Below are 25843 nucleotides of genomic sequence, written 5' to 3'. Positions count from 1 at the left end.
GCACAGATTGGTCGGTTGCGTTGCACCTCTCCGACCTGCAGGACGGAACATTCTTGGCGCGACGCTTTAGCGGTTTGTTTCGTACCCTGTAAGGGCACCATCGCTCCGCAAGTTGTCGGTTAACTCAGCGATAGACGGCATTTTAAGCGAAAATAGATATTTTCCACCACTCACCACACACGCAACAGGGTTTCGCATACATGGTATTGGCGCTGATCCGGGTGCTGGCCAAGCTGCCGCTTCCGGTGCTTCATGGCTTAGGCCGCTTTCTGGGCCGCTGTATTTACGCTTTTCCCGGTCGCTATCGCGAACGGCTGCGCAGCAATGCGAGCCAAGCGGGTTATACCGATGCAGCCTTCGCACGGCGGGCCGCTGCTGAAACCGGAGCGATGATTCTCGAAACCCCAAAAATCTGGCTGGATACGGCTCAATGTCTGGAACGCGTATCCAGCCATGAAGAACATGTGGTTCAAGAAGCTCTGGCCGAAGGGCGCGGCATTCTGTATCTCACCCCTCATCTGGGCTGCTTCGAGATCACAGCGCGCCACTTGGTGCGCTATGGGCCGCTCACCGTGATGTACCGCCCGCCCCGCTATGCCGCGCTGGAACCGGCCATGGAACACGCCCGCAACATGCCGGGGTTGCGCGCCGTGCCGGCCACGATGCAAGGGGTGCGCGAATTCGTGCGGGCGCTCAAACGCGATGAAGCCGTTGGCATGCTGCCCGACCAGGTTCCGGGCAGCGGCGACGGCGTCTGGGCGCCTTTTTTCGGGCGCCCGGCGCTTACCATGACTTTGGCGGGTAAACTGGCCCGCCAGACCGGTGTCGCCGTTATCATGCTGGCCGGTGAGCGCCTGCCTCGCGGCCAGGGCTGGCGCATGCATTATCTGCGCTTGCCGGAACCCCTGCCAGCCGAGCCCGAAGCGCTTGCCAAGCTGATCAACACCAGCATGGAATCCTTGATTCAACGGTTTCCAGAACAATATCTGTGGAGCTACAACCGCTACAAAATACCGTCTGACGCCCCCCCGCTGCCAGACTCCTTCACATGAATGAAAAAAAGCTTTCCCTGCTGCGGGCGCTATTTTCCTATTTCGGGCGCAGCAGCTTTGTTGTCCGCCGCCGTTGGGCGCGTACCCTGGGCTGGCTGGCACCGCGCTTGATGCGCTCGCGCGCGCGCATTGTCCGCACGAATCTCAGGCTGGCCTTCCCCGACACCCCCGCCACCGAACGCGAACGCTGGCTGCAGCGCCATTTCCACCTGCTTGCTCAGTCTGTCGTCGACCGCGGACTGTGCTGGTTCGGCCCGCCCGAAGACATTTTCGACAGTGTGCCCATTGAGGGGCTGGAACATCTGGATGCCCTGCTGCAAGCCAAGCGCCGCATCATTTTGCTGGCGCCGCACTTCATCGGGCTGGACGCTTCCGCCACCCGGCTGACGCTGTTCCTGAAAGAATCCGCCACCATGTACACGCGCCAGAGCGACCCGGCGGTAGACCAGCTGGTTAGCGAAGGGCGGGGCCGCTTCAACACCGTGCATCTGGTCAGCCGTCACGATGGGGTGCGCGGCCTGATCCGCCAATTGCGCAAAGGCGTACCCATCTACTACCTTCCAGACATGGATTGGGGCTTGAGTGGCGCCGCATTTGTGTCGTTCTTCAATGTGCCTGCCGCCACCCTGCTCACCACCGCTCAGATCGCCCGCAATTTCGATGCCGCCGTCGTTCCCATCATGAGCCGCCTGGATGCTGACACCGGCCGTTATCACGTCACCGTGATGCCACCCCTTGAGGACTTCCCGGGAGACGACAGCCTGGAAGAAGCTACCGCACGCGTTAACCGCCTGATCGAGGATTGGGTGCGGCCAGACCCAGCGCAGTATTACTGGGTGCATCGCCGTTACAAAACCCGCCCCGAGGGGGAGGCCCGGATCTACTGACCCCTACCCCGCCCTACCTTGCGCTTCGTATAATGCCTGGCGTGATATGGGCCTTCCTGAACAGGCCCCGGCCGATCTACCCTCATGAAGGATCACAATCCATGACCCGCCAGACGCCTACTCCTGAGGACGTCGCCCTCTTTCTTCAAGCGAACCCGGACTTCTTCCAGGATCACGCCCAGGTCTTCGCTGAGCTGCGTGTTCCTCACCCCCACGAAACGCGCGCCATCTCTCTGGGAGAACGGCAGATCCTGACCTTGCGCAGCCGTTGCAAAGAACTCGAATGGAAGCTCGCCGGCCTGCTCCACAATGCCAGCGGCAACGAGCGCATCAGCCAGCAACTTATGCAATGGTGCTGCGAAATGCTGGCAGAGAACGACCCACAAGCCATTCCCGCACTCATCGTCGAGCGGCTGCAAAACATTTTCGAGCTGCCTGCCGTCGTTCTGCGCCTGTGGGACAAAGAAGGCCCGAATCCCTACGTTCAAGATGTCGGCGATGCAGTCAAACACTATGCCAGTGCCCTGACCACACCTTATTGCGGCCCCGCAGCCGACAGCCCCGCAACCGAGTGGCTGGACGCCTCAACACAGTCACTGGCCTGCATCGCTCTGCGCCCGGAAGGCGGTATTAACGCCTTTGGCATGCTGGTACTGGGCGCAGAAGATGCCGGCCGCTTCACCAGCGACATGGGCACCGACTTTCTTGCCACCATAGGCAGGCTGGCTTCAGCAAGCCTGCAGCGCCTGCCCGATCAAGTGGCGGCCGATCTGGCCTGAACATGAGCGCGCTGCCACAGCCCATGGAACAATGGCTGGATCTCCTTGGCAGCCAAAGACGCTATTCGCCCCACACTCTGGCCGGCTATCGTCGCGACCTTCTGTTGCTTTGCAGCACCACGGGCGGCCGCCCCCTGGAACATCTTGCGCAGGGCCATATACGCCAGGCCGTAGCCAAGTTGCACGCCACAGGCCACCACCCCCGCAGCCTGGCGCGCATGCTGTCGGCCTGGCGCGGCTTCTACGCCTGGTGGGCGCCACGCATCGGGCTGGCGGCCAACCCCGTAACAGGCGTGCGGGCACCTAAGGCGGCCCGATCTTTGCCCAAAGCCCTATCCGTCGACCAGACCCAATCGCTGCTTGATCGCAGCGGCATGCCGGCCCCCGCCAATGCCGTGCAGTGGCGTGACCAAGCCATGTTTGAGGTGCTGTATTCCAGCGGCTTGCGCCTGTCTGAACTCGTCAGCCTCGACGTGCGTCACACCCGTCAGCCCGGCTACGAATCACAAAGCTGGCTCGACCTGGAAAATGGTGAAGCCATCGTGCTGGGAAAGGGTAATAAAACACGTAGCGCCCCACTGGGGCGCAAAGCGATCGAAGCCCTGAAGCAATGGCTGGCGCTGCGCAGCGAACTCAAACGCAGCCCGCCTGTCGACGCCGATTCCGAAGCAGCCCTGTTCTTGGGTGTGCGCGGCGCAAGGATTTCGCCCCGGGTCGTACAGAAACAACTGGCTGACCTGGCCGTCAAAGCGGGCTTACCCGTGCATGTTCACCCGCACAGCCTGCGGCATAGCTTCGCCAGCCACCTGCTGCAATCCGCGCAAGACCTTCGCGCGGTGCAAGAGCTGCTGGGCCATGCCAACATTTCCACAACTCAGATCTATACGCGGCTTGATTTTCAGCACCTGGCCCAAGCTTACGACCAGGCCCACCCGCGGGCCGGACGCAAGCCGGAATCGTAAACCTCCCGTTTACGCTTTACTTACTGATTCTGCAGGCTGCGTTTAAGCACATATACCAAGCGCCCGGCATTCCAGCTGAACATGCCCAAATAACTCGCGGCGGGTTCATCGGCAGGACCCAAGGCGTCGGAATACAGCGTGCCGCCCATAATGGCGCCACTTTCTCGGGCAATCTGTTGCGCCATAACCGGGCTGCTCATATTCTCAATGAACACCGCGCCCACCTGGGCTTCGCGGGCTAATTTCACGATACGCGCAACATCGCGCGCTGATGGTTCCGCCTGACTGGAAAACCCCGCAACGGGAATAAACTCAATCCCGTAGGCGTCACCGAAGTAACCGAAAGCATCATGCGAGGAAATAACGCGGCGATTCTCGGGAGGAATCGCCGCAAGGGCTGCGCGGATCTCGCTGTCCAAAGCCTTCATGCGCGCCACATACCCAGCGGCCCGAGTTTCGTAATAACTGGCATTGCGAGGATCCGCCTTGGCCAGACCCGCAGCGATGTTCCGTGCGTAAATCATGCCATTCGCGAGATCCTGCCAAGCATGCGGGTCGGCATCACCGGCGGAATGCCCGTGTGTGTCGTGGCCATCCTCCTCGTCGTGATCATGCCCATGAGCCCCGCTCAAATAACGTACCGTCACGCCCTCACTGGCCACCACACGCTGGCCCTCAAACCCCACCGCCTGGGTCAGGCGAGGCAGCCACGTTTCAAAATCCAGCCCGTTGAGCACCAGCACCTTGGCTTCCTGCAATGCCTTGACATCGTGCGGGGTCGGCTCAAAACCATGAGTATCGGTATTCGACCCCACAATCGTGGTCACGGCCACGCGCTCGCCGCCGATTTCCTTCACCATGTCGCCGAGTATCGAGAACGTCGCCACCACCGGCAGGGGGTCACGAGACATGGCTCGCGCCGACCATGCTCCCAGGGCCACGGTTCCCACCGCCATGCCCAGCCATCTGCGACGACGCTTGGAATGAGGATAGGGTGAGAGAAACTTTTTCAAAGACATCAGTCTTGCTCCGAAATTCGGGATAGCCGCAGGCTGCGGGCGCGTGCTTGTCGGGCTACCTGCCATAAGCCCCCTTGCACGCCGAAAACAACAGATATGAAATACACAACGCCGGCAGACAAGATGATTGCCGGTGAAGCCGGAACATTGCCGTAATACGAAAACAACAGCCCTGCATACGATGCCGCCACTCCTCCCAGAGCGGCCAGAGCCATCTGGCCGATTGCCGTAACGGCCCAGAAACGAGCAGAAGCGGCAGGCAGCATCATGATACCGACCACCATCAGCGTTCCCAGCACCTGAAAGCCTGCCACCAGCGTCATGACCAATAGCAATAGGAACACCCCATGCACAACCGGCCCCATGCGACTCTCATTGCGCAAAAACAATGGGTCAACACACTCAATCACCAGAAGCCGGAAAATAGCGGCTAAGGCCAGCAGCGTAATGCTTGATGTGACCGACACCAGTAACAAAGCGCTATCGTCTAAGCCCAATACGGTGCCGAACAGCACATGCATCAGCTCGGTATTACCGCCACGCAAGGAGATCAACAGCACGCCCACACCGAGCGACACCAAATAAAACGCGGCAAAGCTGGCATCTTCCCGCTGCGGCGTCAGGCGCGACACGGCGGCAGCCAACAGCGCCACAACCACACCCGTGACCATGCCGCCGATGGTCATGGCAGTAAGCGACAGGCCCGCTGTCAGAAACCCGACTGCCACGCCCGGCAAAATAGCATGCGCCATGGCGTCGCCCATCAAACTCATGCGTCGCAGAATCAGAAACACCCCTAAAGGCCCGGCCGCCAGCGCCAGCGCCATAGAGCCGGCCAACGCGCGGCGCATGAAGCCGAACTCCCAAAAGGGTAGATACAGCATATCTATGACGCTCACAGATAATCTCCTGCACAGAGGTGACGCGCAAGGTGAAGGTTTTCAGGCGTCAACACTTTGGCGGTTTCCCCCCAACCTACGCCTTGGCCAGCCAAAAGCAAGGTCTGAGGAAAATGCCGGCGCACAAGATCCAGGTCGTGCAGCACCACGATGACGGTTTTCCCGCTGCCATTCCATTCCAGCAACAATCTCATGAGATCTTCTGTTGTCGCTCGGTCAACCGCGGAAAAAGGCTCGTCCAGCATATAGATATCGGCATCATGCAGCATCAGGCGGGCGAACAAGGCTCGCTGCAACTGCCCGCCAGACAAGGTAGCCAGGGGGCGACGCCCGAAATCGGCCAGTCCGACCGCATGTAGCGCCGCATCCAACCGATCGTGTTCAGCGGCGCCAAAGCCACGCCACGGCCCGACCCGACGCCAGGCGCCCATGGCCACGAAATCTCGTGCGTTAATGGGGAAGCTGCGATCAAAATCCCCCTGCTGCGGCATGAAGGCGGGAGATTGCTCGCCCCCGCCTGCCAGGCGAATATGCCCCGCCTGCGGGCTGACCCAACCCATAATGCCCCGCAACAAGGTAGATTTCCCCGCCCCATTGGGGCCGACCACGGCGGTGAGCGAACCTTTGTCGAACCGGCCGCTCAAATCCCTTACGGCCATTTTGTCGCGCCACCCCAGGCAGACCTCTTCCAGTTCAATAGCCGGGGCAGGCGTAGTAGCGGCTGAACTAGCAGCCATCACAGCCATCCCAAGGCCCACGCCGTGCCCAACCAGATCAGCGCCACCGGCACCAGCGCAACAGCCATGCGTACTCCACAGGATGCAAGCAGGAGAGACCCCCTCCTGTCAGTACTACGGGGATTGGAAAGCGGGACGATGGGTGTCATGGCTGAAAAGGGGAAACCTCAGAGTTCGTTATGTTATAACATCTCGCAGGTAGTGAACAGTCCGAGGTCGATCATGAACGCCCCATCCTCGTGCGCAGCCGATCAGGTAACCAAACAACTGGACCTCGCGCACGCCTTATGCGAATCGCGTGGCCGGCGCCTGACGCCCATACGGCGCCGCGTGCTGGAAATCCTGTTGCAACAGGGGCGCAGCGTCAAGGCATACGAATTGCTTGAGCTGATTCGCGATGATCAAGCAGCCGCCGCACCGCCCACCGTTTATCGGGCATTGGATTTTCTCGTGGAAGAGGGCCTGGTGCATCGTCTGGATGCCATCAATGCCTGGGCGGCGTGCCACGATGTGGGGGGCGACCCCCACGACCTGCTCGTAGTCTGTACCCGCTGCGGCTCCGTGGCGGAGCTCAGCGACCCTGCCCTGACGCAAAGCCTGGCTGACAAAGTCGCCGGAGCCGGCTTTCGGCTCTCTGGCCACGAAACAGAGTTACGCGGACTTTGCAGGGCCTGCGGAGATGTTTGCCCTAAGTCGTCCTCTGTGATGTAATCGCAGACTAAATTTTACCCGGTCCCAGGCCGGTAAACCTTGAGAGACCAAGCATGAGCCAAGCCGAACGCGCTGGAAAATCACGCCTCCAGGATATGGTGCCTGTCACCATACTGACCGGCTTTCTTGGCGCCGGAAAAACGACGCTGTTAAAGCGCATACTCAGCGAATACCACGGTAAGCGCATTGCCGTCATTGAAAATGAGTTCGGCCCGGAGAGCATCGATAACGACCTGCTCGTACAAGACACCGACGAAGAAATCGTTGAGCTCAGTAACGGCTGCGTCTGCTGCACCGTGCGTGGCGACCTCATGCGCACGCTCAACGAGCTACGTCAGCGCCGACAGGCGGGCGAGCTGAATTTCGAACGCGTCATTATCGAAACCACCGGCATGGCCAACCCCGGCCCTGTCTGCCAAACGTTCTTCATGGACGACGAGATCGCCGACTACTACAAGCTCGATGCCGTCGTCACTGTAGTAGATGCCAAACACGGCATGGACAGCCTGAACAATCAGGAAGAAGCTCAGAAGCAAGTGGGTTTCGCAGATCGCATCCTGGTCTCCAAAAAGGATCTCGTCAACGAAGACGAATACCAGGCGCTGCGCGCCCGGCTGCTGCGCATCAATCCGCGCGCGCCGATCACGCCCGTGCATTTCGGCGAAACCGACTTGAAGCAACTGCTAGACATCAGCGGCTTCAACCTGAACACCATTCTGGATATCGACCCAGAATTCCTTGCTGAAGAACATCCGGACGCAGCCCACGCGCATCACCATCACGACCATGATGGCGAATGCGGCGAACACTGCGGCCACCACGATCACGCTCATCATCACCACCCGGCCCACCAGGACGAAATCGGTGCTTTCGTGTTCCGATCCAACCGGGCATTCGACCCGGAACGCCTGGAAGAATTCCTTGGCGGCATTGTGCAGGTTTACGGGCCTGACTTGCTGCGCTACAAAGGCATTCTTTTCATCAAGGGCTTCAATCGCCGCATGCTGTTCCAGGGCGTTCACATGATGATGGGTGCCGAGCCCGGAAAACCGTGGCTTTCGGGTGAAAAGCCTAATACCAAAATGGTATTCATAGGACGTAAACTGCCCCAAGAGATTTTTACGAAGGGCCTGGAACAGTGTCTGGTTTGAGCTTGCATTCGCGCACAAAACCATTCGCGCGCAGCTCCCTGACTCATACTAGAAAGAGGATGCAACATGGTTAGCAAAACAGCCAACACCGCGACTTCGGAACAACTTCCGACAGAAGAAGAGCTCCTGGCCATGCCGGAGTCCGATTACATGAATCCGGCCCAGCTTGCCTTCTTTCGCAATCGCCTGAAAGAACTCGAGCAGGAAATCCTCAATAACGCCGGGGCCACCACCGAGAACCTGCGTGAAACGCAGTTCGTCCCCGACCCGGCCGATCGCGCCACCATCGAGGAAGAACACGCGCTCGAACTTCGCACCCGCGACCGCGAGCGCAAGTTGCTCAAGAAGGTGCAACAAGCCATCGCCAGCATTGATTCCGGCGAATATGGCTGGTGTGAAGAAACTGGCGAACCCATCGGCATCGCACGGTTGCTGGCTCGCCCCACCGCCACGCTGTCCCTTGAAGCGCAAGAACGGCGCGAAATGCGCCAGAAGCTCTACGGCGACTAATCCTCCATTCAACGGGTCGCACCTGAATGCGGCCCGTTTTCTCTTTTCGCCTCTTCACTTGAAAATGAAGCCGGCGCCCCCATGTGAAGATTTCAACAGGAAGATTCCATGGAACAATTTCACGCAACCACCATTCTGTGCGTTCGCCGTGGCGATCAAGTCGCCCTGGGCGGCGACGGGCAAGTCACGCTCGGCAACATCGTCATCAAAGGTACTGCCCGCAAAATCCGCAGGCTTTATCAGGACCGCATCCTGGCAGGCTTTGCTGGCGCCACGGCTGACGCTTTCACTCTTCAGGAACGTTTTGAAGCGAAGCTCGAAAAGCATCAAGGCAACTTGATGCGCGCTGCCGTAGAGCTGACCAAGGACTGGCGTACAGATCGCGTCCTGCGCCGCCTTGAGGCCATGCTAATTGTGGCCGACAAAGACCACACCCTGGTGCTGACCGGCAACGGCGACGTTCTTGAACCTGAAAACGGGATTGCCGCTATCGGCTCCGGCGGCGCGTACGCGCAATCCGCCGCGCTGGCCTTGCTGCAAAATACCGAGCTCTCGCCCGAAGAAATCGTACGCAAGTCCCTGGCCATTGCCGGCGACCTTTGCATCTACACCAACCAGAACCACGTCGTCGAAATTTTGTAACGCCCGGCGCCGGTTTGCCAGATTCTCTTATTGCCATGTCCGCCATCAACATGACTCCCGGAGAGATCGTCTCCGAGCTCGACAAGCATATTGTCGGGCAGCAACAAGCCAAACGCTCCGTGGCCGTCGCGCTACGCAACCGCTGGCGCCGCCAGCAGGTGCCAGAGCCCTTACGCCACGAAATCGTTCCCAAGAACATTCTCATGATCGGGCCCACCGGCGTGGGTAAGACAGAAATCGCCCGCCGCTTGGCCAAGCTCGCCAACGCGCCTTTCATCAAAGTCGAAGCTACCAAGTTCACTGAAGTCGGCTACGTGGGCCGCGATGTCGAAACCATTGTCCGCGACCTTGTCGATGCCTCGGTTAAGCTCACCCGCGAAGTTGCCATGCGACGTGTGCGCACTCAGGCCGAAGACGCTGCCGAAGACCGCATCCTTGATGTCTTGGTTCCCCCTTCCCGCAATGCCCAGGGTGAACCAGAGCGCGAGGAAAACAGCGCACGCCAAGTGTTTCGCAAGCGGCTGCGCGAAGGCAAGATCGACGACATGCAGGTCGAAATCGAAGTCGCGCAAGTCATGCCCCATATGGAAATCATGGCGCCTCCCGGCATGGAGGAAATGACCGAGCAGCTGCGCAACATGTTCGCCGGCCTGGGGCAGGACAAAAAGAAACAACGCAAGATGTCGGTGAAAGAGGCATTCAAGCTGCTCACCGAGGAAGAGGCCGCCAAGCGCATCAACGAAGAGGAACTGCGTGCAGACGCTATCGCCAATGCCGAACAGAACGGCATTGTCTTCCTGGATGAAATCGACAAAATCGCCACCCGCCAAGAGCACAGCGGCGGCGATGTTTCCCGTCAGGGCGTGCAGCGCGACCTGCTGCCCCTGGTTGAAGGCACGACAGTCAACACTAAGTATGGCGTTGTGCGCACCGACCACATCCTGTTTATTGCGTCAGGCGCCTTCCATTTGTCGCGGCCTTCAGACCTTATCCCCGAACTGCAAGGGCGCTTTCCGATCCGGGTTGAACTCGATTCCCTGACTGCCGACGATTTTGTCCGTATTCTGTGCGAAACCGACGCCTCACTGACCAAGCAGTACCATGCCCTGCTGGCTACCGAAAATGTCTTCCTGGACTTTACCGAGGACGGCATCCGCCGCCTTGCAGAGCTGGCATTCTCGGTGAATGAGCGCACTGAAAACATCGGCGCACGGCGCCTGTATACCGTGATGGAAAAGCTGCTTGAAGACCTGGCATTCAACGCCACCGCCCACGAAGGAGGCACGGTGAAAATCGATGCAGCCTACGTGGAAGATAAGCTCAAGGAAACCGCTGCCAGCGAAGACCTTGCACGGTACGTTTTATAAGCTTTATTTGGAAATTTTCACCACAACATATTGCCCGTCCACGCGGCGGGCGATAAAAGTAATTTTGTCGCCGGGTTTTAAGCCGGTAAGCAATGCCTGGTCTATCTGATAAACCAGCGTGATGGCTGGCAGCTCTAGCTCGACAATGGCGCCGTGCTTAATCGTTATTTTGCCCGCCTCTGCATCAATACGGCGGATCTCACCCGAGCCGCTGCCTTCCTGGGCTTGGGCGGGAATGCTGTAACAGGCCACTGCAGCCAAGGCCACAGCCAGCCCGGATCGGATCCGTGATGAACTGAGCATGCGATAATTCTCCGAAAATATTTGCTAAAAGAAACTTCTGAAACATTGAATCAGTGGTTTGTTAGCATACCCCGATTCACTACGCTTACTCTCCATGGCCACACGACTTTCCATCATTACTACTCGCGGCGGCGACAACGGCACCACCGGCCTTGGTGATGGCACGCGTGTCGCCAAGCACGACACCCGCATTGTGGCGATAGGCGAAGTCGATGAGCTCAACAGCTTTGTCGGTTTACTGCGCACCGAGCCCCTGCCCGAGGAGATCGACACGCTGCTTGGCCGCATCCAGAATCAGCTCTTCGACTTGGGCGCGGAACTCTGCATACCCGGCCATACCGCGGTCAACACGGAGCATATCGCGGGCCTGGATGAGGCCATCGCCCACTACAACGCCAATCTTGGCGCGCTGCAGGAATTCATCCTGCCCGGAGGCAGCCGTGCGGCGGCTCTGGCACATGTGGCGCGTAGCGTGTGTCGGCGCGCTGAACGGGCTGTGGTCGCAATGGAATGCCAAGATGCCGAGCAAGGTGCATCTGTCATTCCGGACAGCCTGGTGCGGCAGTATCTGAACCGTCTTTCCGACCTTTTCTTTGTTCTCGCCCGAGCAATTAACCATAGCCTGGGCGTAGCGAACGTGTTGTGGCAGCGCCGGGAATCCTGAACATGACAGCCCGCCCCCCCGGCGTAAGGCGATTCAGCCCGGCCATCGTAGCGGCCGTACTTCTGGCTTACGCGGCACAAGCGAATGCCCAGACCAGCAAGCATGCCTGGACGTCCAGTAATGTCGGCAGCGGCCTGCATAGCGTGAATCATGAAGTAACCGTTACCTATAAACCCTTTCAAGACCTGCCCAGGGGCGCGGTCATCACCCAGGTGTATGCCGCCCGCGACTACACCGGCCAGGCCGATGTGCAAACCTCCTTATGCTGGAGCGGCACACATCATTGCGTAGACATCATCGGCCGCTCCATCAGCACGCGCGCCTTCAATGGAAAAGACGCCGCCCAGCCCCTGTACCTGGTACATCGCCTGCGGGCGCTGCGCGGCAGCCCTGCACCCTTGCATGTTAAAGGCAACGTGACGGTGTGGTACGAAACACCGCCACAGCCCCAAGAATAGCCACACAAATAGCCCGACTGCCGGTACTCGCCGCCTGTCTAACTGGGCCTCCTAGCACCAGATAGTCAGGCGACACAAGACACGGCGCGCTCATACGCACAGGTATGGGCATGGCCCAGGCAAGATTCTGAACAGCTAAGCGGGCAGAACACTTTGAAGCGTAGCCGCCAGCTTTCCAACAATCTCTTCGATATCCGCTTCAGTGCAGATAAAAGGCGGCGCCAGCAGGATATGATCCCCCTGCACACCATCCACCGTTCCGCCTGAAGGGTACATGAGCAGGCCGTTTTCCATCGCCTGCTTTTTCAAGCTTGCATGCACGCGCCGAGCCGGGTCCAGCGGCGCTTTGCTGGCCTTGTCCGCCACCAGCTCGATACCCACAAACAGGCCACGCCCCCGCACATCTCCCACGTTGGGATGGTCACCCAGTTGGCGCCACAAGGCTGCAAGCAGTTGCTCACCCCGTGCCCGCACGTTCTGCAACAGGCCGTCGCGTTCAATCACCTGCTGTACCGCCAGTGCTGCCGCACATGCCGTAGCGTGGCCCATATAGGTGTGGCCATGTTGGAAGTAGCCGCTGCCCTGCAAAATGGCGTCGTAGATGCGGTCGCTTACTACCATGGCGCCAATGGGTTGGTAGCCCGCGCCCAAACCTTTAGCGATAGCGATGATATCCGGCGTGATACCGTCTTCGGCGCAGGCAAAAAGATGTCCGGTGCGGCCCATGCCCGCCATCACCTCGTCAAGAATCAGCAACACCCCATACTTGTTGCACACGTCTCGCACGCGCTTCAGGTAGCCCCCAACCGGCGGCAACACCCCGGCTGTTGCACCCACAACGGTTTCGGCCACAAAAGCGGCCACATTTTCCGGGCCCAGTTCGCAAATTTTGGCTTCCAGCTCGTCGGCCAGGCGCTGGGCGTATTGGTCAGGCGTTTCGTCTGCGCGCTGGTCACGATAGGCATAGCAAGGCGACACATGGTGTGCCTCGATCAGCAAGGGCAGAAACGGCTCACGGCGCCACACATTGCCGCCAATGGCCAGCGCACCCAGAGTGTTGCCATGGTAGCTCTGGCGGCGGGCAATGAAATGACGGCGCGATGGCTGCCCTTGCTCCACGAAATACTGACGAGCCAGCTTCAAGGCGGCTTCAATCGCCTCCGAACCACCAGACACGTAATACACGCGATTCAGATCGCCCGGCGCACGAGCGGCGAGAAAATCAGCTAGATCCTCACACACCTGCGTGGTGAAAAATGAAGTATGAGCGTACGCCACTTCGTCGAGCTGTTTTTTGATGGCTTGAATGACGTCGGGGTGGCCATGCCCCAAGCAGGAAACTGCGGCGCCGCCGGAAGCGTCGATATAAGCACGGCCCTGCCCGTCAAAAAGCCTAACGCCTTCGCCGCGCACGGCTAACTCAAGGGTTTGTCGCGGGGTTCGATGAAAAACGTGTGTCATGGTTCACTGTGCATGTATTCAACAATCGTTTCATTAATCTATCTCCATGCAACACCCAAATCAATATAATCTTTCGATTTGAACCTTTTTCATGGTCAAGCATGGCAAAGAAACCACAACCACCTCGCAAGCTGGATGAATGGACTGCCTTGGTAAGGGAACGCTTCCCCGCAATGAGCCCCCAATTCCAAATCGGCGCACGCCACTTGATTGATTTTCCGGCTGATGTGCCCGTGCAATCCATGCGGCGCATTGCCACTGCTGCCGGCGTGCAACCGGCCACGCTGGTGCGACTGGCGCAATCATTGGGCTATGAGGGGTGGGACGACATGCGGCAGGTATTCGTGCGCAGCATGCACCAGATGCCGCGACGCTACGCTGAACAGGCTCAGGAGGTGGTGCGGCGGCGCAGCACACGGGGCGCGCTCGGGCGCCATGTAACGGCTCAGGTCGGAAATTTGCGCCTGCTTGAAGAGCAGAACAATGAAAAGCTATCCGTCGTAGTCGAAGTGTTGCAACGCGCCCGCCATGTCCACATCGCGGGCTTTCGCGCCTCACATGCTCCTGCGTATACGCTGCATTATCTGTACCGCCTGTTTCGCAACAGCGTTTCCTTACTGCGCGGGGATGCCGGTTTGCTTGAAATGGAACTGCGTTCACTGCAACGCGGCGATGCCGTGGTCATTATTGGTTTCGCGCCCTACTCACGGGAAGGTCTGAGGGTAGCGGAAGCCGCTCAAGAAAGGGGCTGCAGGATTATCGCTATTTGCGACAGCGAAGTGGCGCCTGTCGCCCGTCATGCCGAAGCCGCTTTGCTGTTCTCCACTGAAACGCCTGGCTTCTTTCCCTCATCAGCCTCCGCCATGGTGCTGGTGGAGGTGTTGGCCAGCCGCCTGTTAAGCAAGGCCGGCCCCCGAGCCATCGACGCTCTGGGTCTGGCAGAAGAACAATTACATCGCAGCGGCGCTTACCTGGAGCCCACCCCTGCTACAACAAGCTCTGAATAAACTTGCGTAAATGCGCGAGCAAACCCGTGAGGTCGCGCTGCAAGGCGTCGAAACCCTCTGCTTTTTCAAACGTACTTTCGTTCAGGTAGAGCTTGCGGTTCAGCTCAATCTGCAAGCTGTGGCGATGCTCTGAAGGCTGCCCCACTCGCGCCACCAGCGCCACCCCCTTGAAGGGGTCGTTACGGGCTACGCTGTAGCCGCAACTACGCAGATAATCTTCGATAATTCCGGTAAACGTTGGGTCGCAAGTTGTTCCATCGCGATCGCCCAACACAAAATCCGCCAGTTGTTTGCCGCCGTCTTGCTCCAGCGCCGCATACGAGTTCGATGGCATAGAGTGAAGGTTCAGGTGCCACACCATGCCAAAACGCTCTACTGCGGCGTTAACCTGACGCCAGAGCGCCTGATGATAGGGCTCGTAATACGTGCTGATGCGGTTTTCCAGCTCTCCCACCCACAGCTTGCGGTCGTACATGGGTCGACCATTAACACTGTGCCAGAACAGGCCATAGCCCAACCGTGATTTTTCTGTCGGGTGCACATCGCTCGTCCAGGGCTCGGCCAGAATGTTCGGGTCGATATCGTCCAGCTCACGATTAACGTCGATATAGCTACGAGGAAATTCCGCGCACAACAGCGTACCGCCTTGGCGTGGAACCGAAGCCCACAATGCATCGACATGGGCATCTTCCGCCCAGCGCAAAACTGAAACAGGCAGAATCGTTTGGAAGTCTTGAGGGTAGATACAACCGCTGTGGGGGGAGTCGCACACCAGGGGGATGGCTTCGACTGTTGGTGTCAGCAACCGGTAGGGCTCGAATTCTGAATCTGCGAACTTCATTTATCACAGCCTCCGTGCGATGAGTGGAATCAGATTTCACAGCAGCGATTGGCATGCCTGCGAAGAATTCCTGCCTTGACAGCATTGGATCCATACACAGCACAAAGCCCCATGCCGATGTAGCATGAGGCCAGTGTAACGAGGCTGACGGCGCTGCAAGATAAGTATTTTCCCGGGCCGCCCTTTAACCGATGCGCGGGTGGCTTATTTCGATTTGGCAATCATGTATTCCACCGCAGCTCGCAAGGTGGCTTCATCTGCCTGCGTCGCCCCGCGCGGCGGCATAGCGCCCTTACCATTGACGGTGATTTCCATCATCGCGTCTATGCCTTTTTCCGTCACGGCGGCCCATGCAGCCTTATCGCCCAGTTTCGGGGCGCCCGCCACACCTGCCATATGACAGGCCAAGCAGGCCGATTTATACAGCTTTTCCCCAGCCGGGTCCACGGCTTCGCCCGCTGCGGATGCCAGTGCGGGAATCATGCCTGCTGCTAAAACAACAACCGATGCGAATTTTGCCGAACGTTTGAACATATGGCTCTCCTGTGCCTGATTTGTCCGTATCGGCCTGTGCCGATCTCGTATAGCTTGTATTTCACCGCAAACGGATCAGCGCCTCTTTGTTCTACAGCAAATTCCCGACACGATTTGTCGGGTTTACCCGGCCTGTCTATTCCATCAGACCGTCGTACGGTCGCCAACACCCACATTAGGGATAGGGGTTTCAAGTGATAGAATGGTTACCCCGAACCTGATCGACCCTGCAATGAGCCATAGCATCCCTCGTTCTCTAGTCAAGGATCTTGATCTCTTTCGCGCCGTTCCCGAAAAAGATCTCGACGCCGTGCTTGCTATTGCCCGGCCAATGCGTCTTATCACCGGAGACACGGTTTTCCAGCAAGGGCAGAACGCCGAGCAATTCTTCATTCTGCTGCACGGCCACCTCAAAGTCGTTCAAACTACGCCCGAAGGCGAGCAGGTCATGGTTCGCTACGTCATTCCAGGCGAAGTCTTCGGCATTGCCAAAGCCATGCGCCGCCCTACCTACCCGGCCACCTGTGTCGCGGTCGAGGAAAGTGTGGTTCTCGCCTGGCCTTCTGCCGAGTGGGATCGCTTCGTTACAGGCAACCTGCAATTCGCGGCCAACGCCCTGCAAGCGGTTGGCCAGCGGCTGCAAGACGCTCAAACCCGCATCAAAGAGCTTTCCACTGAAGAAGTTGAACAACGGGTGGCGCGTTGCATCCTCAGGCTGGTCGATTCTTCCGGCGAAAAAACTGAAGACGGCATCGCCATCAGCTTTCCGATTACCCGCCAGGAAATTGCCGAAATGACCGGCACGACACTGCACACGGTCAGCCGCTTGTTAAGCGCCTGGAAGGAACGCGGCATGGTCAACACAGGCAGAAAGCGCGTAACCGTACGCAAGATGGACGACCTCATCCGCCTGGCTGAAGGCAATTTATCTGACAGCGGCAATAAGCCAGCCACACGGACCAAACCCGTGCAGCCTCTGTAGCCTCATTCATCAACCACCAGCCGTATACCGAGGTTGGCCGGTGGTATGCCCACCGAACAGGCCCCCGCCTTGGGGTCGCGCATGAAGTTGGTAATCAGGCTGGGGTGCGAGCCGCCCACGACACGGATTCCGCAGTTCTCAATGGAAGGCATGAGTTCATTACCCTGCGCGTCAAGGTAATTCACTACGTAGCAGGTGTCGGTCCAATCCCACACATTACCGCCTATATCTTGCACGCCTGCTTTGGTCGTGCCGAAGGTTCCGAAAGGTTTGGGATTAGGGTCTGAGGCAGACTTACGCTGTGCTTCGAGCGCGTATTCCGCCAGCCAGCGCTGAGCAGGGTTGCTGGAATCGTAGATATCCAAGCGTTCGTCTTCAGAAAAAAGCTCTCCGGCAATCAGCACCCATTCTGCATACGTAGGCAGCCTGTAGAGCCGCCCGGTATGCCCACTGTACCAACGTGCGTAATCATGGGCGTCTTCCCAGCTTACCCCTACTACAGGCATGTCCGGCGCAACATTGTTGCGTATAGTTTTGTGTAGGGGACGGCAGCCGTTTTCGCTTACACACTGTGCGTATTCGGCCTGGCTGACCTGCCGCTTCATAACGAGAAGCGGTTTATCGAAGCTGGCTCGCACACGATGCGGGAGGGCGGGCTGGCCATCGACCAGGCCGCCATCAGTGGTGTAGTACTCGACTTCGCCCGGAGCGATCAGGGCAAGATGGTCGGGCACGCTGTCAGCGGCCACATGCACACCGGGCAGGGCAAGCGCCACAATACCGCCTAGAAGAGCCTGACGGAGGAAAGAGAAACGAGGTGCTAACAAGCGCATGACAGTCCTTGTCTTCTTGCGGGCCACCTTACGCGACCCGCTACGAATTCATTGGACCACAAGCCTTGTAAGACGACTTTGCGCCAGCACAAGTTCAAGAATGAAGCATTCGCTCCTTCACTCTACGGCCTTAGTCATGTCCTCCACAACTTTTTTGGCGTCGCCAAACACCATCATCGTTTTATCCATGTAGAACAGTTCGTTATCCAGGCCGGCATAGCCTGCAGCCATGGAGCGTTTGTTAACGATCACGGTCTTGGCCTTGTAAGCCTCAAGAATGGGCATGCCGTAAATAGGAGAACCCTTCTGCAGGGCGGCGGGGTTAACGACATCGTTCGCCCCCAGCACGATGGCGACATCCACCTGGCCGAACTCGCTGTTGATGTCTTCCATTTCAAAGACTTGGTCGTAAGGCACTTCCGCCTCGGCCAGCAGCACGTTCATGTGGCCTGGCATGCGCCCGGCCACTGGGTGAATGGCATAGCGAACACTCACACCAAGCTCCTGAAGCTTTTCAGCCAGTTCCTTTACCGCGTGCTGGGCGCGCGCCACGGCCAGACCATAACCGGGCACGATCACTACGGTTTCAGCATTGCCAAGAATAAAGGCGGCATCGTCCGCGCTGCCGCTCTTAACGCTGCGTTGCTGCCCATCGCCTGTTGCGGCCGTGGACTCCTCGCCACCAAAGCCACCCAGTATCACGCTGAAGAACGAGCGATTCATCGCCTTGCACATGATGTAGCTCAGAATGGCGCCCGACGAGCCCACCAAAGAACCCGCAATAATGAGCATGGAGTTATTCAGGCTGAACCCGATACCTGCCGCCGCCCAGCCGGAATAACTGTTGAGCATGGACACCACCACCGGCATGTCCGCCCCGCCGATGGGGATGATGATCAACACCCCCAAAGCAAAGCCCAGCGCAATCACCAGCACGATGTCCATCCAACTTTGGGAATGCCAGAAGCCGAAAATGAAGAACAGCATGGCTAGGCCCAACACCGCATTGAGCAGGTGCTGGCCCTTGAACTGCACCGGCGCTCCTTGAAATAATCGGAATTTGTACTTGCCGCTGAGCTTGCCAAAAGCAATAACGGAGCCGGTAAAAGTGACGGCGCCGATAAAAGCCCCGAGAGCGAGTTCGATACGGTTGCCGCCCGGAATCAAGCCGCCCGGCTCCGCAATCTGGAAAGCCCAAGGTTCGGCCACGGCGGCGACCGCGATAAATACCGCCGCCAGGCCGATCATGCTGTGCATGAATGCCACGAGCTCCGGCATTTTTGTCATTTCCACACGCTGGGCCATAAGGGTGCCGATGGCGCCGCCTACCAACAACCCGAGCAACACCCAGCCCAAGCCCAACGCCGAGCCCGCCAGCGTGATGATAAGCCCCGCTGTGGTGAACATGGCGATGGCCATGCCGACCATTCCGAATATATTGCCCCGTATCGACGTAGTGGGATGTGACAGGCCTTTGAGCGCCTGAATAAAACATACTGAGGCGACAAGATACAGAAAGACGACCAGATTCATACTCATTTGACGTCTCCTTGGGCGGCAGGCGCTTTACGCTCTTTCTTCTTGAACATCTCCAGCATGCGCCGGGTAACGAGGAAACCGCCAAAAACATTAACCGCCGCCAACGCGACCGCCAACACTCCCATAGTTTTGCCCAGAGAGGTTTCTGTCAGGGCTGCAGCCAGCATGGCGCCAACAATGACAATGGCCGAAATCGCGTTGGTCACCGCCATAAGTGGCGTATGTAAAGCAGGAGTCACGTTCCAGACCACGTGATACCCCACGTAAATCGCCAGAACGAATATGATGAAATTCAGCAAGAGGGGGGAGATCGCATCCATGTTTTGGTCCCTTCAGCCAGACGGCATGCATTGATTGAAATGGTTCAGGCTCTGAGGACTTTCCCTTCCTGTGTCATCAGGCAGGCCGTCACGATGTCATCATCGGCGGGCAGTTGAATCTGAGTAGCTTCGGCTGGTAACACCAGCTTGAGGAAATCCAGCACATTGCGCGCATAAAGGCTGGAGCTGTCTGCCGCAACCATGGCGGGCAGATTGGTATAGCCAATGAGGGTGACGCCATGCTTGCGCACGACCTGGCCCGTTTCTGTGAGCGGGCAATTACCGCCCACCCCCTCAGGCCCCCGACCCGCTGCAAGATCCACGATTACCGAGCCGGGTTTCATGGACTTCACCATGTCTTCGGAAATAAGTACCGGCGCCGCACGACCAGGAATCAGCGCGGTGGAAATCACCACATCGGCCTGGGCGACACGCTTGGCCACTTCCGCCTGCTGGCGGTCCAACCAGCTTTGCGGCATGGGGCGCGCATAACCGCCCACGCCTTCAGCCGCTTCTCGCTCTTCATCGGTTTCGTAGGGAACATCAATAAACTTGCCGCCCAGCGATTCGACTTGTTCTTTAACGGACGGGCGCACATCTGAGGCCTCAATCACCGCGCCCAGGCGCTTGGCCGTGGCGATGGCCTGTAAACCGGCCACCCCCACCCCCAGTACGACCACCCGTGCAGCCTTGATGGTGCCGGCGGCTGTCATAAGCATGGGGAACAAGCGCTGGTATTCGTTGGCTGCCAGCATGACTGCCTTGTAGCCGGCCACGTTGGCCTGGCTGGATAGGACATCCATGCTCTGCGCCCGCGTCGTGCGCGGCGCGGCTTCCAGTGCAAAAGCGGTGAGGCCCGCAGTGGCGAGGCGTTGCAGCCCTTCGGCATCGAAAGGGTTAAGCATGCCGACCAGCGTTGCGCCCGACTTCATGGCAGACAGTTCTGCAACACTGGGCGCCTGTACTTTGAGGACGAGATCTGCACCAAGAGCCGTTTGCGCATCGACAATTTCGGCCCCTGCCGCGCGATAGGCGTCGTCGACCGCACTGGCCGCCACCCCCGCGCCGGACTGCACATGCACAACATGCCCCTGGGCCACAAGCTTTTTAACCGTCTCAGGCGTTGCCGCCACCCGGGTTTCTCCAACCGCCGTTTCGGCAGGTACGCCTATCTGCATGTCCCTCTCTCCAGTTATCGCACTGGCGCATATCGAGCGCCAGTGCGTGCATCTGATTATTTACACGGGTTTGGGGACAGGCGTCAATCGCTGATGATACCGAGGCTTCAGACGGTTTCGGGGTTGACGCCGGCAGCGCTGGCTTGCTCGTCGGCGTGGTAGGAAGAACGCACCATAGCCCCCACAGCGGCATGGGTAAAGCCCATGGCATAGGCTTCGCGCTCGAACATCTTGAACGTATCGGGATGCACGTAGCGGGTGACGGGCAGGTGATGAGGCGATGGTTGCAGGTACTGGCCGATGGTGAGCATTTCGATATCGTGCTCGCGCATATCGCGCATGACCTGCAGGATTTCTTCGTCGGTTTCGCCCAGCCCAACCATCAGGCCCGACTTGGTGGGAACGTCGGGGCACAACGCCTTGAATTCTTTGAGCAGCTTGAGCGAATGCATGTAATCCGCACCGGGACGTGCCTGCTTGTACAGCCGGGGCACGGTTTCCAGGTTGTGGTTCATCACATCGGGCGGCTCGACTTCGAAGATATCAAGCGCGCGCTGCAAACGGCCACGGAAGTCGGGCACCAGGACTTCAATACGCGTGTTGGGCGACTGTTGCCGCACTTCGCGAATGCATTCCGCAAAATGCGCAGCGCCGCCGTCGCGCAGATCATCGCGGTCAACCGAAGTGATCACTACGTACGACAGCCGCATGGCACCGATGCTGCGCGCCAGGTTGGCCGGCTCATCGGCATCCAGGGGGTCGGGGCGACCATGACCGACGTCGCAAAAAGGGCAGCGCCGCGTGCATTTATCGCCCATGATCATGAAGGTGGCCGTACCCTTGCCGAAACATTCGCCGATATTCGGGCAGGAGGCCTCCTCACAGACCGTGAACATATTGTTTTCACGCAAAATGCGTTTGATGTCGTGAAAACGCGAACCCGGAGCGGCGGCCTTCACACGAATCCATTCCGGCTTCTTCAGGCGCTCGGTCTGGACAATTTTTATGGGAAGGAGGGAAGTCTTGTCGGCAGACTTCTGCTTGGCGGTAGGGTCATAGGCAGCCGGGCGTACAGTAGGTTTACGCTCAGCGACCGGCTCATTGGGTGTGGACATACGCTTCCTGACTACGGGATGGTAAAGGGCATTTTAACGCGCCATGCGAATCGGCCCTGAATGCCCGAAAAAATCAACGGCCTTTCCAGACAGGGCGACGCTTTTGCATGAAGGCTTCGATGCCTTCGTGAACATCTTCGGCCATCATGTTGTCGGCCATGGTAGCCGCTGCGAAATCATAGGCGGCGGCCAAGGCCATGCCGCGCTGTTTATGAAACATCGCCTTACCCGTACGTACCGCCACCGGGCTCTTCTCACAGATGGAGGCCACTAGGGCATTGACGGCGGTATCCAGTTCCTGCGCGACGGCCACCCGAGTGATCAGCCCGTACTCAGCCGCTTGCTCAGCACTAATAAATTCGCCAGTGATCAGCATCTCGAAGGCCTTTTTTGCACCGACATTGCGCGACAACGCCACAGCAGGCGTTGAGCAAAACAGCCCGACGTTGATGCCGGATACGGCGAACTTGGCGGTATCAGCCGCCACCGCAAGGTCGCAACTGGCCACCAACTGGCAACCAGCGGCGGTGGCAATGCCCTGCACCTTGGCTATCACCGGCACAGGGAAGCCCACAATGGACTGCATAACGTAGCCGCATTGCTGAAAAAGCCGCAGGTAATAGCCGTGATCACGGTTGGCCTGCATCTGTTTGAGATCATGGCCGGCGCAAAACGCCCGGCCTTCGGCAGCCAACACGACGCAGCGCAAGGACTCATCTGCAGCGGCACTGTCCAGCGCCTGCTGCAACGCAGTCAGCACTTCTTCAGACAGGGCATTGAATTGGCCAGGACGATTCAATGTCAAGGTCAGCACGCCCTGCGATAACTGGCTGATAACCGGGGGTTCCTGCATGCTCATGTCGTCTCCTTTTTAATCGAATACCGCTTGCAAGTTGGCCACCAGTTGCTCACCGGCTTGCGTCACGCTGCTGGCGATGCCGCAACGGCGCAAATCCACGGTAGGCAGGCCCGCATAACCGCAAGGGTTGATGCCATCAAACGGTGCGAGATCCATATCCACATTGATGGCCAGGCCATGATAAGCCCTGCCGTTACGCAATTTGATGCCCAACGCGCCGATCTTTGCCAGCAGCTCGCCCTGAGGGTCGTAACGGCCTTGCTGCCCGTTGTAAGGCACATAAACCCCAGGAGCGCCGGCCATGCGACGGGCCGTCGGCAGGCCTAAATCGCTCAGGGTGCCGATCACGACATCTTCGAGCTTTTCCACATATTCTTTGACGAACAGCCCACGGCGCTTGAGGTCGAACAAACAGTAAGCCACCACCTGACCCGGCCCATGGTAGGTAACTTGGCCGCCGCGATCACACTTCACGACCTCAATGCCGCCGGGGTTCAGCAAGTGTTCCGGCTTGCCGGCCTGGCCCAGCGTGTAGACTGGCGCATGCTCCACCAGCCAGATTTCATCAGGAGTGGAGGCATCCCGCGCTTCGGTGAATTCGCGCATGGCCTCCCACACCGGCGTATAGGCCACATGGCCGGGCAGCCAACGATATTCCATCACAGACCTACAGAACCACTTTCACCATGGGGTGCCCATGCAGACTGCGGTATAGGTTGTCGAGCTGTTCACGCGAAGTCGCACGCACCGTAAACGTCGCACTGACATAATTGCCCCCTTTGCTGGCGCGTAGCTCTACCGTCGCCGGCTCAAAGCCCGCGTCGTATTGCAATACAACCTCTGTGAGGGTTTGGGCAAATTCGGGATGCGACTTGCCCATGACCTTGATGGGAAAGTCGCAGGGATATTCGATCAGAGATTCTTCTGGTGGTATTTCTTTCATGTCACAAGGCGGCAATCACCGCATCGTAAGCCGCCCTCAGGCGGGTATAAACCGGGCCCGGCGCGCCATCGCCGACGGGTTGGCCGTTGTAGCGCGTAATGGGCAACACTTCTTTGGTAGCGGAGGTCAGCAGCAATTCTGAAGCCGCCGACACTTCGTCTTCTGTGATGGGTCGCGCCTCGAAGGGAATACCGCATTCGGCCGCCAGCTCTTCCATCAGCCCATAGCGTATGCCTTCGAGAATTAGCTTACCGCGCGGCGGAGCCAACAGCACACCATTTTTGACTACCCAGATGTTTGCCGCCGACCCTTCAGTCAGGCAACCATTGCGAAATTGGATGACATCGTCAACACCGGCTTCAATCGCCGCCTGACGAGCCAGCACATTACCAAGCAGGGAAATGGATTTGATATTGCAACGCATCCAGCGCTCATCGGGTACCCCGATTGCGCTCAGGCCTTGTTCGCGCAGAGTGGCGTCCGGACGCTTGAAAGGCGACACCATGCAAAACACGGTGGGTTCTAACCCTTCGGGAAAGCCGTGGTCGCGCCTGGCGACACCACGTGTCACCTGAATGTAAACCACGCAATCACCCAGACCGGAGCCCTGGATGAGATCGCGGACAATGCGTTCCCAATCTTCGCGCTGCAGGTCGCACTCAATGCCGATGGCCGCCAGGCTGCGTTCCAGACGCGCCAAGTGAGCATCCATGCGGAAGGGTTTGCCGCCATAAGCAGGCACGACATCGTATACGCCGTCGCCGAAAATGAAACCACGATCGAGCACGGACACCTTGGCGTCACCCAAGCGCACCAGCCCGCCGTTCAGATAAACCAGACTATCGTTGTCTACGTCAGGAATCATAACAACGCCCATTACTCAAACAGCAGGCGGATTTTGTCGTAGACGCGGCCGAAGAAGCCTGCCTGAGCGACATCATCCAGAACATGCAGCGACTCGGTGCGCAGGACATGGCCGTCAAGCGATAGCGAGACTTCGCCAACCTGTGCACCCTTGGTAAGCGGTGCGAGCAGAGGCTGTTCATACTGGGCCACGGGGCGGACTTGATCGGCCTTGCCACGAGGCACGGTGACCCACACCGGAACGTTGGAGCCCAGACCCACGGTTTCGGCCGCACCTTCCCAAACGCGAGCGGTGACCATGGCACGTTCGTTGTCGTAGAGCTTGACTGTGTCGAAATTCTGGAAGCTCCAGTTCAACAGCTTAAGGCTGTTTTCAGCACGGGCTGAATCACTGGAGGCGCCTACCAAAACTGTTAAGACCCGCCGGCCATCACGTTGCGCGGTGGCAATCAGGTTGTAGCCGGCAGATTTGGTGTGGCCCGTTTTCAAGCCATCAACCGTCGCATCGGCCCACAGCAAACGGTTCCGATTGTTCTGTTTGATGTCGTTATAGGTGTATTCCTTCTGACTGTAATAGTGCAGATACTGCGGAAAACGGTTGATAAGGTTGGCAGCCAGCATGCCCATGTCACGCACCGAAGTCAGGTGCGCTTCGTTCGGCAGACCCGGCGAGTTTGTGAAATGCGTGTCGTTCAGGCCCTGACGCGCCGCTTCCTCGTTCATCAGCGCCACGAAAGCGGACTCGCTGCCCGCAATGGCTTCGGCCAATGCCACGGTAGCGTCGTTGCCCGACTGCACAATCACGCCTTGCAGGAGATCGTGCACCGACACCTGGGAATTGGGCTTGATAAACATGCGCGACCCTTCGGTACGCCAGGCATTTTCCGATACGTGAACGGTCTGCTCCAAAGTGAGACGGCCGCTTTCCAGGGCGTCGAACACCAAATAGGCTGCCATGATTTTGGTCAGCGAGGCGGGTTCGATCCGCTCATCAAGGTTCTCGGCGGCGATCACCTGCCCACTATTCAGATCCATGCTCATCCAGGCGCGCGCGCCCAAGACTGGAGCGGGCACACTGGATAAACTACCCACCAGAGATACGGCTGGCGCCACCGGAGCCGGAGCGGCATCCTGCGCATGAGAAAGGAAAGAAGCGGAAGCAAGCGCCAGAGCGGCGGCAAAAGATGAAATAAATTTACGTGTGCGAGAAGTCATCGGTATCGTTG

At 58.6% G+C, this 25843-nt stretch carries 30 protein-coding genes; 13 read left to right on the top strand and 17 right to left on the bottom strand.

Annotated features, from left to right (window positions below; translation table 11 throughout):
• Positions 1-158 precede the first annotated feature (158 nt).
• The 4 genes from VRY85_RS01570 (at position 159) to xerC (ending at position 3680) form a co-directional block, all read left to right on the top strand.
• Complete coding sequence (locus tag VRY85_RS01570) at positions 159-1052, top strand: lysophospholipid acyltransferase family protein (RefSeq protein WP_414596915.1); 894 nt, start codon at positions 159-161, stop codon at positions 1050-1052.
• A complete protein-coding gene (locus VRY85_RS01565) occupies positions 1049-1939 on the top strand; it encodes a lysophospholipid acyltransferase family protein (protein WP_414596838.1) in 891 nt (296 codons plus the stop codon). Before VRY85_RS01570 ends, VRY85_RS01565 begins: the two co-directional genes overlap by 4 nt.
• A gap of 101 nt (positions 1940-2040) precedes the next feature.
• Complete coding sequence (locus tag VRY85_RS01560; protein ID WP_414596837.1) at positions 2041-2718, top strand: DUF484 family protein; 678 nt, start codon at positions 2041-2043, stop codon at positions 2716-2718.
• A gap of 2 nt (positions 2719-2720) precedes the next feature.
• Entirely contained in the window at positions 2721-3680 is a 960-nt protein-coding gene (gene xerC, locus VRY85_RS01555) for a tyrosine recombinase XerC (protein ID WP_414596836.1), read from the top strand.
• A gap of 20 nt (positions 3681-3700) precedes the next feature.
• On the opposite strand, the gene VRY85_RS01550 is transcribed toward xerC, so the two are convergent.
• Genes VRY85_RS01550 through VRY85_RS01540 form a run of 3 tightly spaced genes read right to left on the bottom strand, consistent with a single transcriptional unit; the run spans position 3701 to position 6335 of the window.
• Positions 3701-4699 carry a metal ABC transporter substrate-binding protein gene (locus VRY85_RS01550; RefSeq protein ID WP_414596835.1) on the bottom strand — a complete coding sequence of 333 codons (999 nt, stop codon included), beginning with the start codon at positions 4697-4699 and terminating at the stop codon, positions 3701-3703.
• Entirely contained in the window at positions 4699-5598 is a 900-nt protein-coding gene (locus tag VRY85_RS01545; protein ID WP_414596834.1) for a metal ABC transporter permease, read from the bottom strand. The genes VRY85_RS01550 and VRY85_RS01545 overlap by 1 nt, the downstream gene beginning before the upstream one ends.
• Positions 5595-6335, bottom strand: a complete 741-nt coding sequence (locus VRY85_RS01540) for a metal ABC transporter ATP-binding protein (RefSeq protein ID WP_414596833.1) — start codon at positions 6333-6335, stop codon at positions 5595-5597. Before VRY85_RS01540 ends, VRY85_RS01545 begins: the two co-directional genes overlap by 4 nt.
• Before the next feature lie 222 nt (positions 6336-6557).
• Between VRY85_RS01540 and VRY85_RS01535 the strand changes: the two genes are divergently transcribed.
• The 5 genes from VRY85_RS01535 to hslU all read left to right on the top strand — a co-directional run bounded on the left by VRY85_RS01535 (position 6558) and on the right by hslU (position 10716).
• The gene (locus VRY85_RS01535; protein ID WP_414596832.1) at positions 6558-7046 is read left to right on the top strand and encodes a Fur family transcriptional regulator; all 489 of its coding nucleotides are present in this window, start codon (positions 6558-6560) and stop codon (positions 7044-7046) included.
• Positions 7047-7099: 53 nt separating this feature from the next.
• A complete protein-coding gene (locus VRY85_RS01530; RefSeq protein WP_414596831.1) occupies positions 7100-8197 on the top strand; it encodes a CobW family GTP-binding protein in 1098 nt (365 codons plus the stop codon).
• A 66-nt stretch (positions 8198-8263) separates the two neighbouring features.
• The gene (dksA, locus tag VRY85_RS01525) at positions 8264-8707 is read left to right on the top strand and encodes an RNA polymerase-binding protein DksA (RefSeq protein ID WP_414596830.1); all 444 of its coding nucleotides are present in this window, start codon (positions 8264-8266) and stop codon (positions 8705-8707) included.
• A 108-nt stretch (positions 8708-8815) separates the two neighbouring features.
• A complete protein-coding gene (gene hslV, locus VRY85_RS01520; RefSeq protein ID WP_414596829.1) occupies positions 8816-9349 on the top strand; it encodes an ATP-dependent protease subunit HslV in 534 nt (177 codons plus the stop codon).
• 35 nt (positions 9350-9384) lie between these two features.
• Positions 9385-10716, top strand: a complete 1332-nt coding sequence (gene hslU, locus VRY85_RS01515; protein ID WP_414596914.1) for an ATP-dependent protease ATPase subunit HslU — start codon at positions 9385-9387, stop codon at positions 10714-10716.
• 3 nt (positions 10717-10719) lie between these two features.
• On the opposite strand, the gene VRY85_RS01510 is transcribed toward hslU, so the two are convergent.
• Positions 10720-11019 carry a copper-binding protein gene (locus VRY85_RS01510; protein ID WP_414596828.1) on the bottom strand — a complete coding sequence of 100 codons (300 nt, stop codon included), beginning with the start codon at positions 11017-11019 and terminating at the stop codon, positions 10720-10722.
• Between the two features lie 94 nt (positions 11020-11113).
• Here VRY85_RS01510 and VRY85_RS01505 point away from each other — a divergent pair, with 94 nt between their 5' ends.
• Positions 11114-11683, top strand: a complete 570-nt coding sequence (locus tag VRY85_RS01505; RefSeq protein ID WP_414596827.1) for a cob(I)yrinic acid a,c-diamide adenosyltransferase — start codon at positions 11114-11116, stop codon at positions 11681-11683.
• Between the two features lie 2 nt (positions 11684-11685).
• Entirely contained in the window at positions 11686-12141 is a 456-nt protein-coding gene (locus tag VRY85_RS01500) for a hypothetical protein (RefSeq protein ID WP_414596826.1), read from the top strand.
• A gap of 135 nt (positions 12142-12276) precedes the next feature.
• Here the strand turns inward: VRY85_RS01500 and VRY85_RS01495 are convergent, their stop codons facing one another.
• Positions 12277-13602 carry an aspartate aminotransferase family protein gene (locus VRY85_RS01495; protein WP_414596825.1) on the bottom strand — a complete coding sequence of 442 codons (1326 nt, stop codon included), beginning with the start codon at positions 13600-13602 and terminating at the stop codon, positions 12277-12279.
• 101 nt (positions 13603-13703) lie between these two features.
• Here VRY85_RS01495 and VRY85_RS01490 point away from each other — a divergent pair, with 101 nt between their 5' ends.
• The gene (locus tag VRY85_RS01490; protein WP_414596824.1) at positions 13704-14609 is read left to right on the top strand and encodes a MurR/RpiR family transcriptional regulator; all 906 of its coding nucleotides are present in this window, start codon (positions 13704-13706) and stop codon (positions 14607-14609) included.
• Here the strand turns inward: VRY85_RS01490 and VRY85_RS01485 are convergent.
• Positions 14590-15450, bottom strand: a complete 861-nt coding sequence (locus VRY85_RS01485; protein ID WP_414596823.1) for an N-formylglutamate amidohydrolase — start codon at positions 15448-15450, stop codon at positions 14590-14592. The two genes, VRY85_RS01490 and VRY85_RS01485, sit on opposite strands and share 20 nt — an antisense overlap.
• A gap of 204 nt (positions 15451-15654) precedes the next feature.
• Entirely contained in the window at positions 15655-15984 is a 330-nt protein-coding gene (locus VRY85_RS01480) for a c-type cytochrome (protein ID WP_414596822.1), read from the bottom strand.
• Positions 15985-16186: 202 nt separating this feature from the next.
• Here VRY85_RS01480 and VRY85_RS01475 point away from each other — a divergent pair, with 202 nt between their 5' ends.
• On the top strand, positions 16187-16966 hold the full coding sequence (locus VRY85_RS01475; RefSeq protein ID WP_414596821.1) for a Crp/Fnr family transcriptional regulator: 780 nt from the start codon (positions 16187-16189) through the stop codon (positions 16964-16966).
• A 2-nt stretch (positions 16967-16968) separates the two neighbouring features.
• Here the strand turns inward: VRY85_RS01475 and VRY85_RS01470 are convergent, their stop codons facing one another.
• From VRY85_RS01470 to VRY85_RS01425, 10 genes are all read right to left on the bottom strand, one after another.
• Positions 16969-17799 carry an SUMF1/EgtB/PvdO family nonheme iron enzyme gene (locus tag VRY85_RS01470; protein WP_414596820.1) on the bottom strand — a complete coding sequence of 277 codons (831 nt, stop codon included), beginning with the start codon at positions 17797-17799 and terminating at the stop codon, positions 16969-16971.
• Positions 17800-17916: 117 nt separating this feature from the next.
• Positions 17917-19338 (bottom strand): NAD(P)(+) transhydrogenase (Re/Si-specific) subunit beta, encoded by a 1422-nt coding sequence (locus VRY85_RS01465; RefSeq protein ID WP_414596819.1) that lies wholly within the window; start codon positions 19336-19338, stop codon positions 17917-17919.
• On the bottom strand, positions 19335-19658 hold the full coding sequence (locus VRY85_RS01460; protein WP_414596818.1) for an NAD(P) transhydrogenase subunit alpha: 324 nt from the start codon (positions 19656-19658) through the stop codon (positions 19335-19337). The genes VRY85_RS01465 and VRY85_RS01460 overlap by 4 nt, the downstream gene beginning before the upstream one ends.
• 44 nt (positions 19659-19702) lie before the next feature.
• A complete protein-coding gene (locus VRY85_RS01455; RefSeq protein WP_414596817.1) occupies positions 19703-20836 on the bottom strand; it encodes a Re/Si-specific NAD(P)(+) transhydrogenase subunit alpha in 1134 nt (377 codons plus the stop codon).
• A 107-nt stretch (positions 20837-20943) separates the two neighbouring features.
• Entirely contained in the window at positions 20944-21951 is a 1008-nt protein-coding gene (gene lipA / locus VRY85_RS01450; protein WP_414596816.1) for a lipoyl synthase, read from the bottom strand.
• Positions 21952-22024: 73 nt separating this feature from the next.
• Complete coding sequence (locus VRY85_RS01445; protein ID WP_414596815.1) at positions 22025-22810, bottom strand: enoyl-CoA hydratase; 786 nt, start codon at positions 22808-22810, stop codon at positions 22025-22027.
• 12 nt (positions 22811-22822) lie between these two features.
• A complete protein-coding gene (gene lipB, locus VRY85_RS01440; protein ID WP_414596814.1) occupies positions 22823-23470 on the bottom strand; it encodes a lipoyl(octanoyl) transferase LipB in 648 nt (215 codons plus the stop codon).
• A gap of 7 nt (positions 23471-23477) precedes the next feature.
• Positions 23478-23753, bottom strand: coding sequence for a DUF493 family protein (locus tag VRY85_RS01435; RefSeq protein ID WP_414596813.1), 276 nt, complete (start codon positions 23751-23753; stop codon positions 23478-23480).
• A gap of 1 nt (position 23754) precedes the next feature.
• Positions 23755-24618 (bottom strand): D-amino acid aminotransferase, encoded by an 864-nt coding sequence (locus tag VRY85_RS01430; protein WP_414596812.1) that lies wholly within the window; start codon positions 24616-24618, stop codon positions 23755-23757.
• 11 nt (positions 24619-24629) lie between these two features.
• Positions 24630-25832, bottom strand: a complete 1203-nt coding sequence (locus VRY85_RS01425) for a D-alanyl-D-alanine carboxypeptidase family protein (RefSeq protein ID WP_414596811.1) — start codon at positions 25830-25832, stop codon at positions 24630-24632.
• Between the last annotated feature and the right edge of the window lie 11 nt (positions 25833-25843).

It is taken from the genome of Achromobacter sp. F4_2707, assembly GCF_047501535.1.
Taxonomy (GTDB): Bacteria; Pseudomonadota; Gammaproteobacteria; order Burkholderiales; family Burkholderiaceae_B; genus Yanghanlia.
Note: the sequence above shows the minus strand (reverse complement) of the source record. Positions and strands in the feature narration are given on the sequence as shown.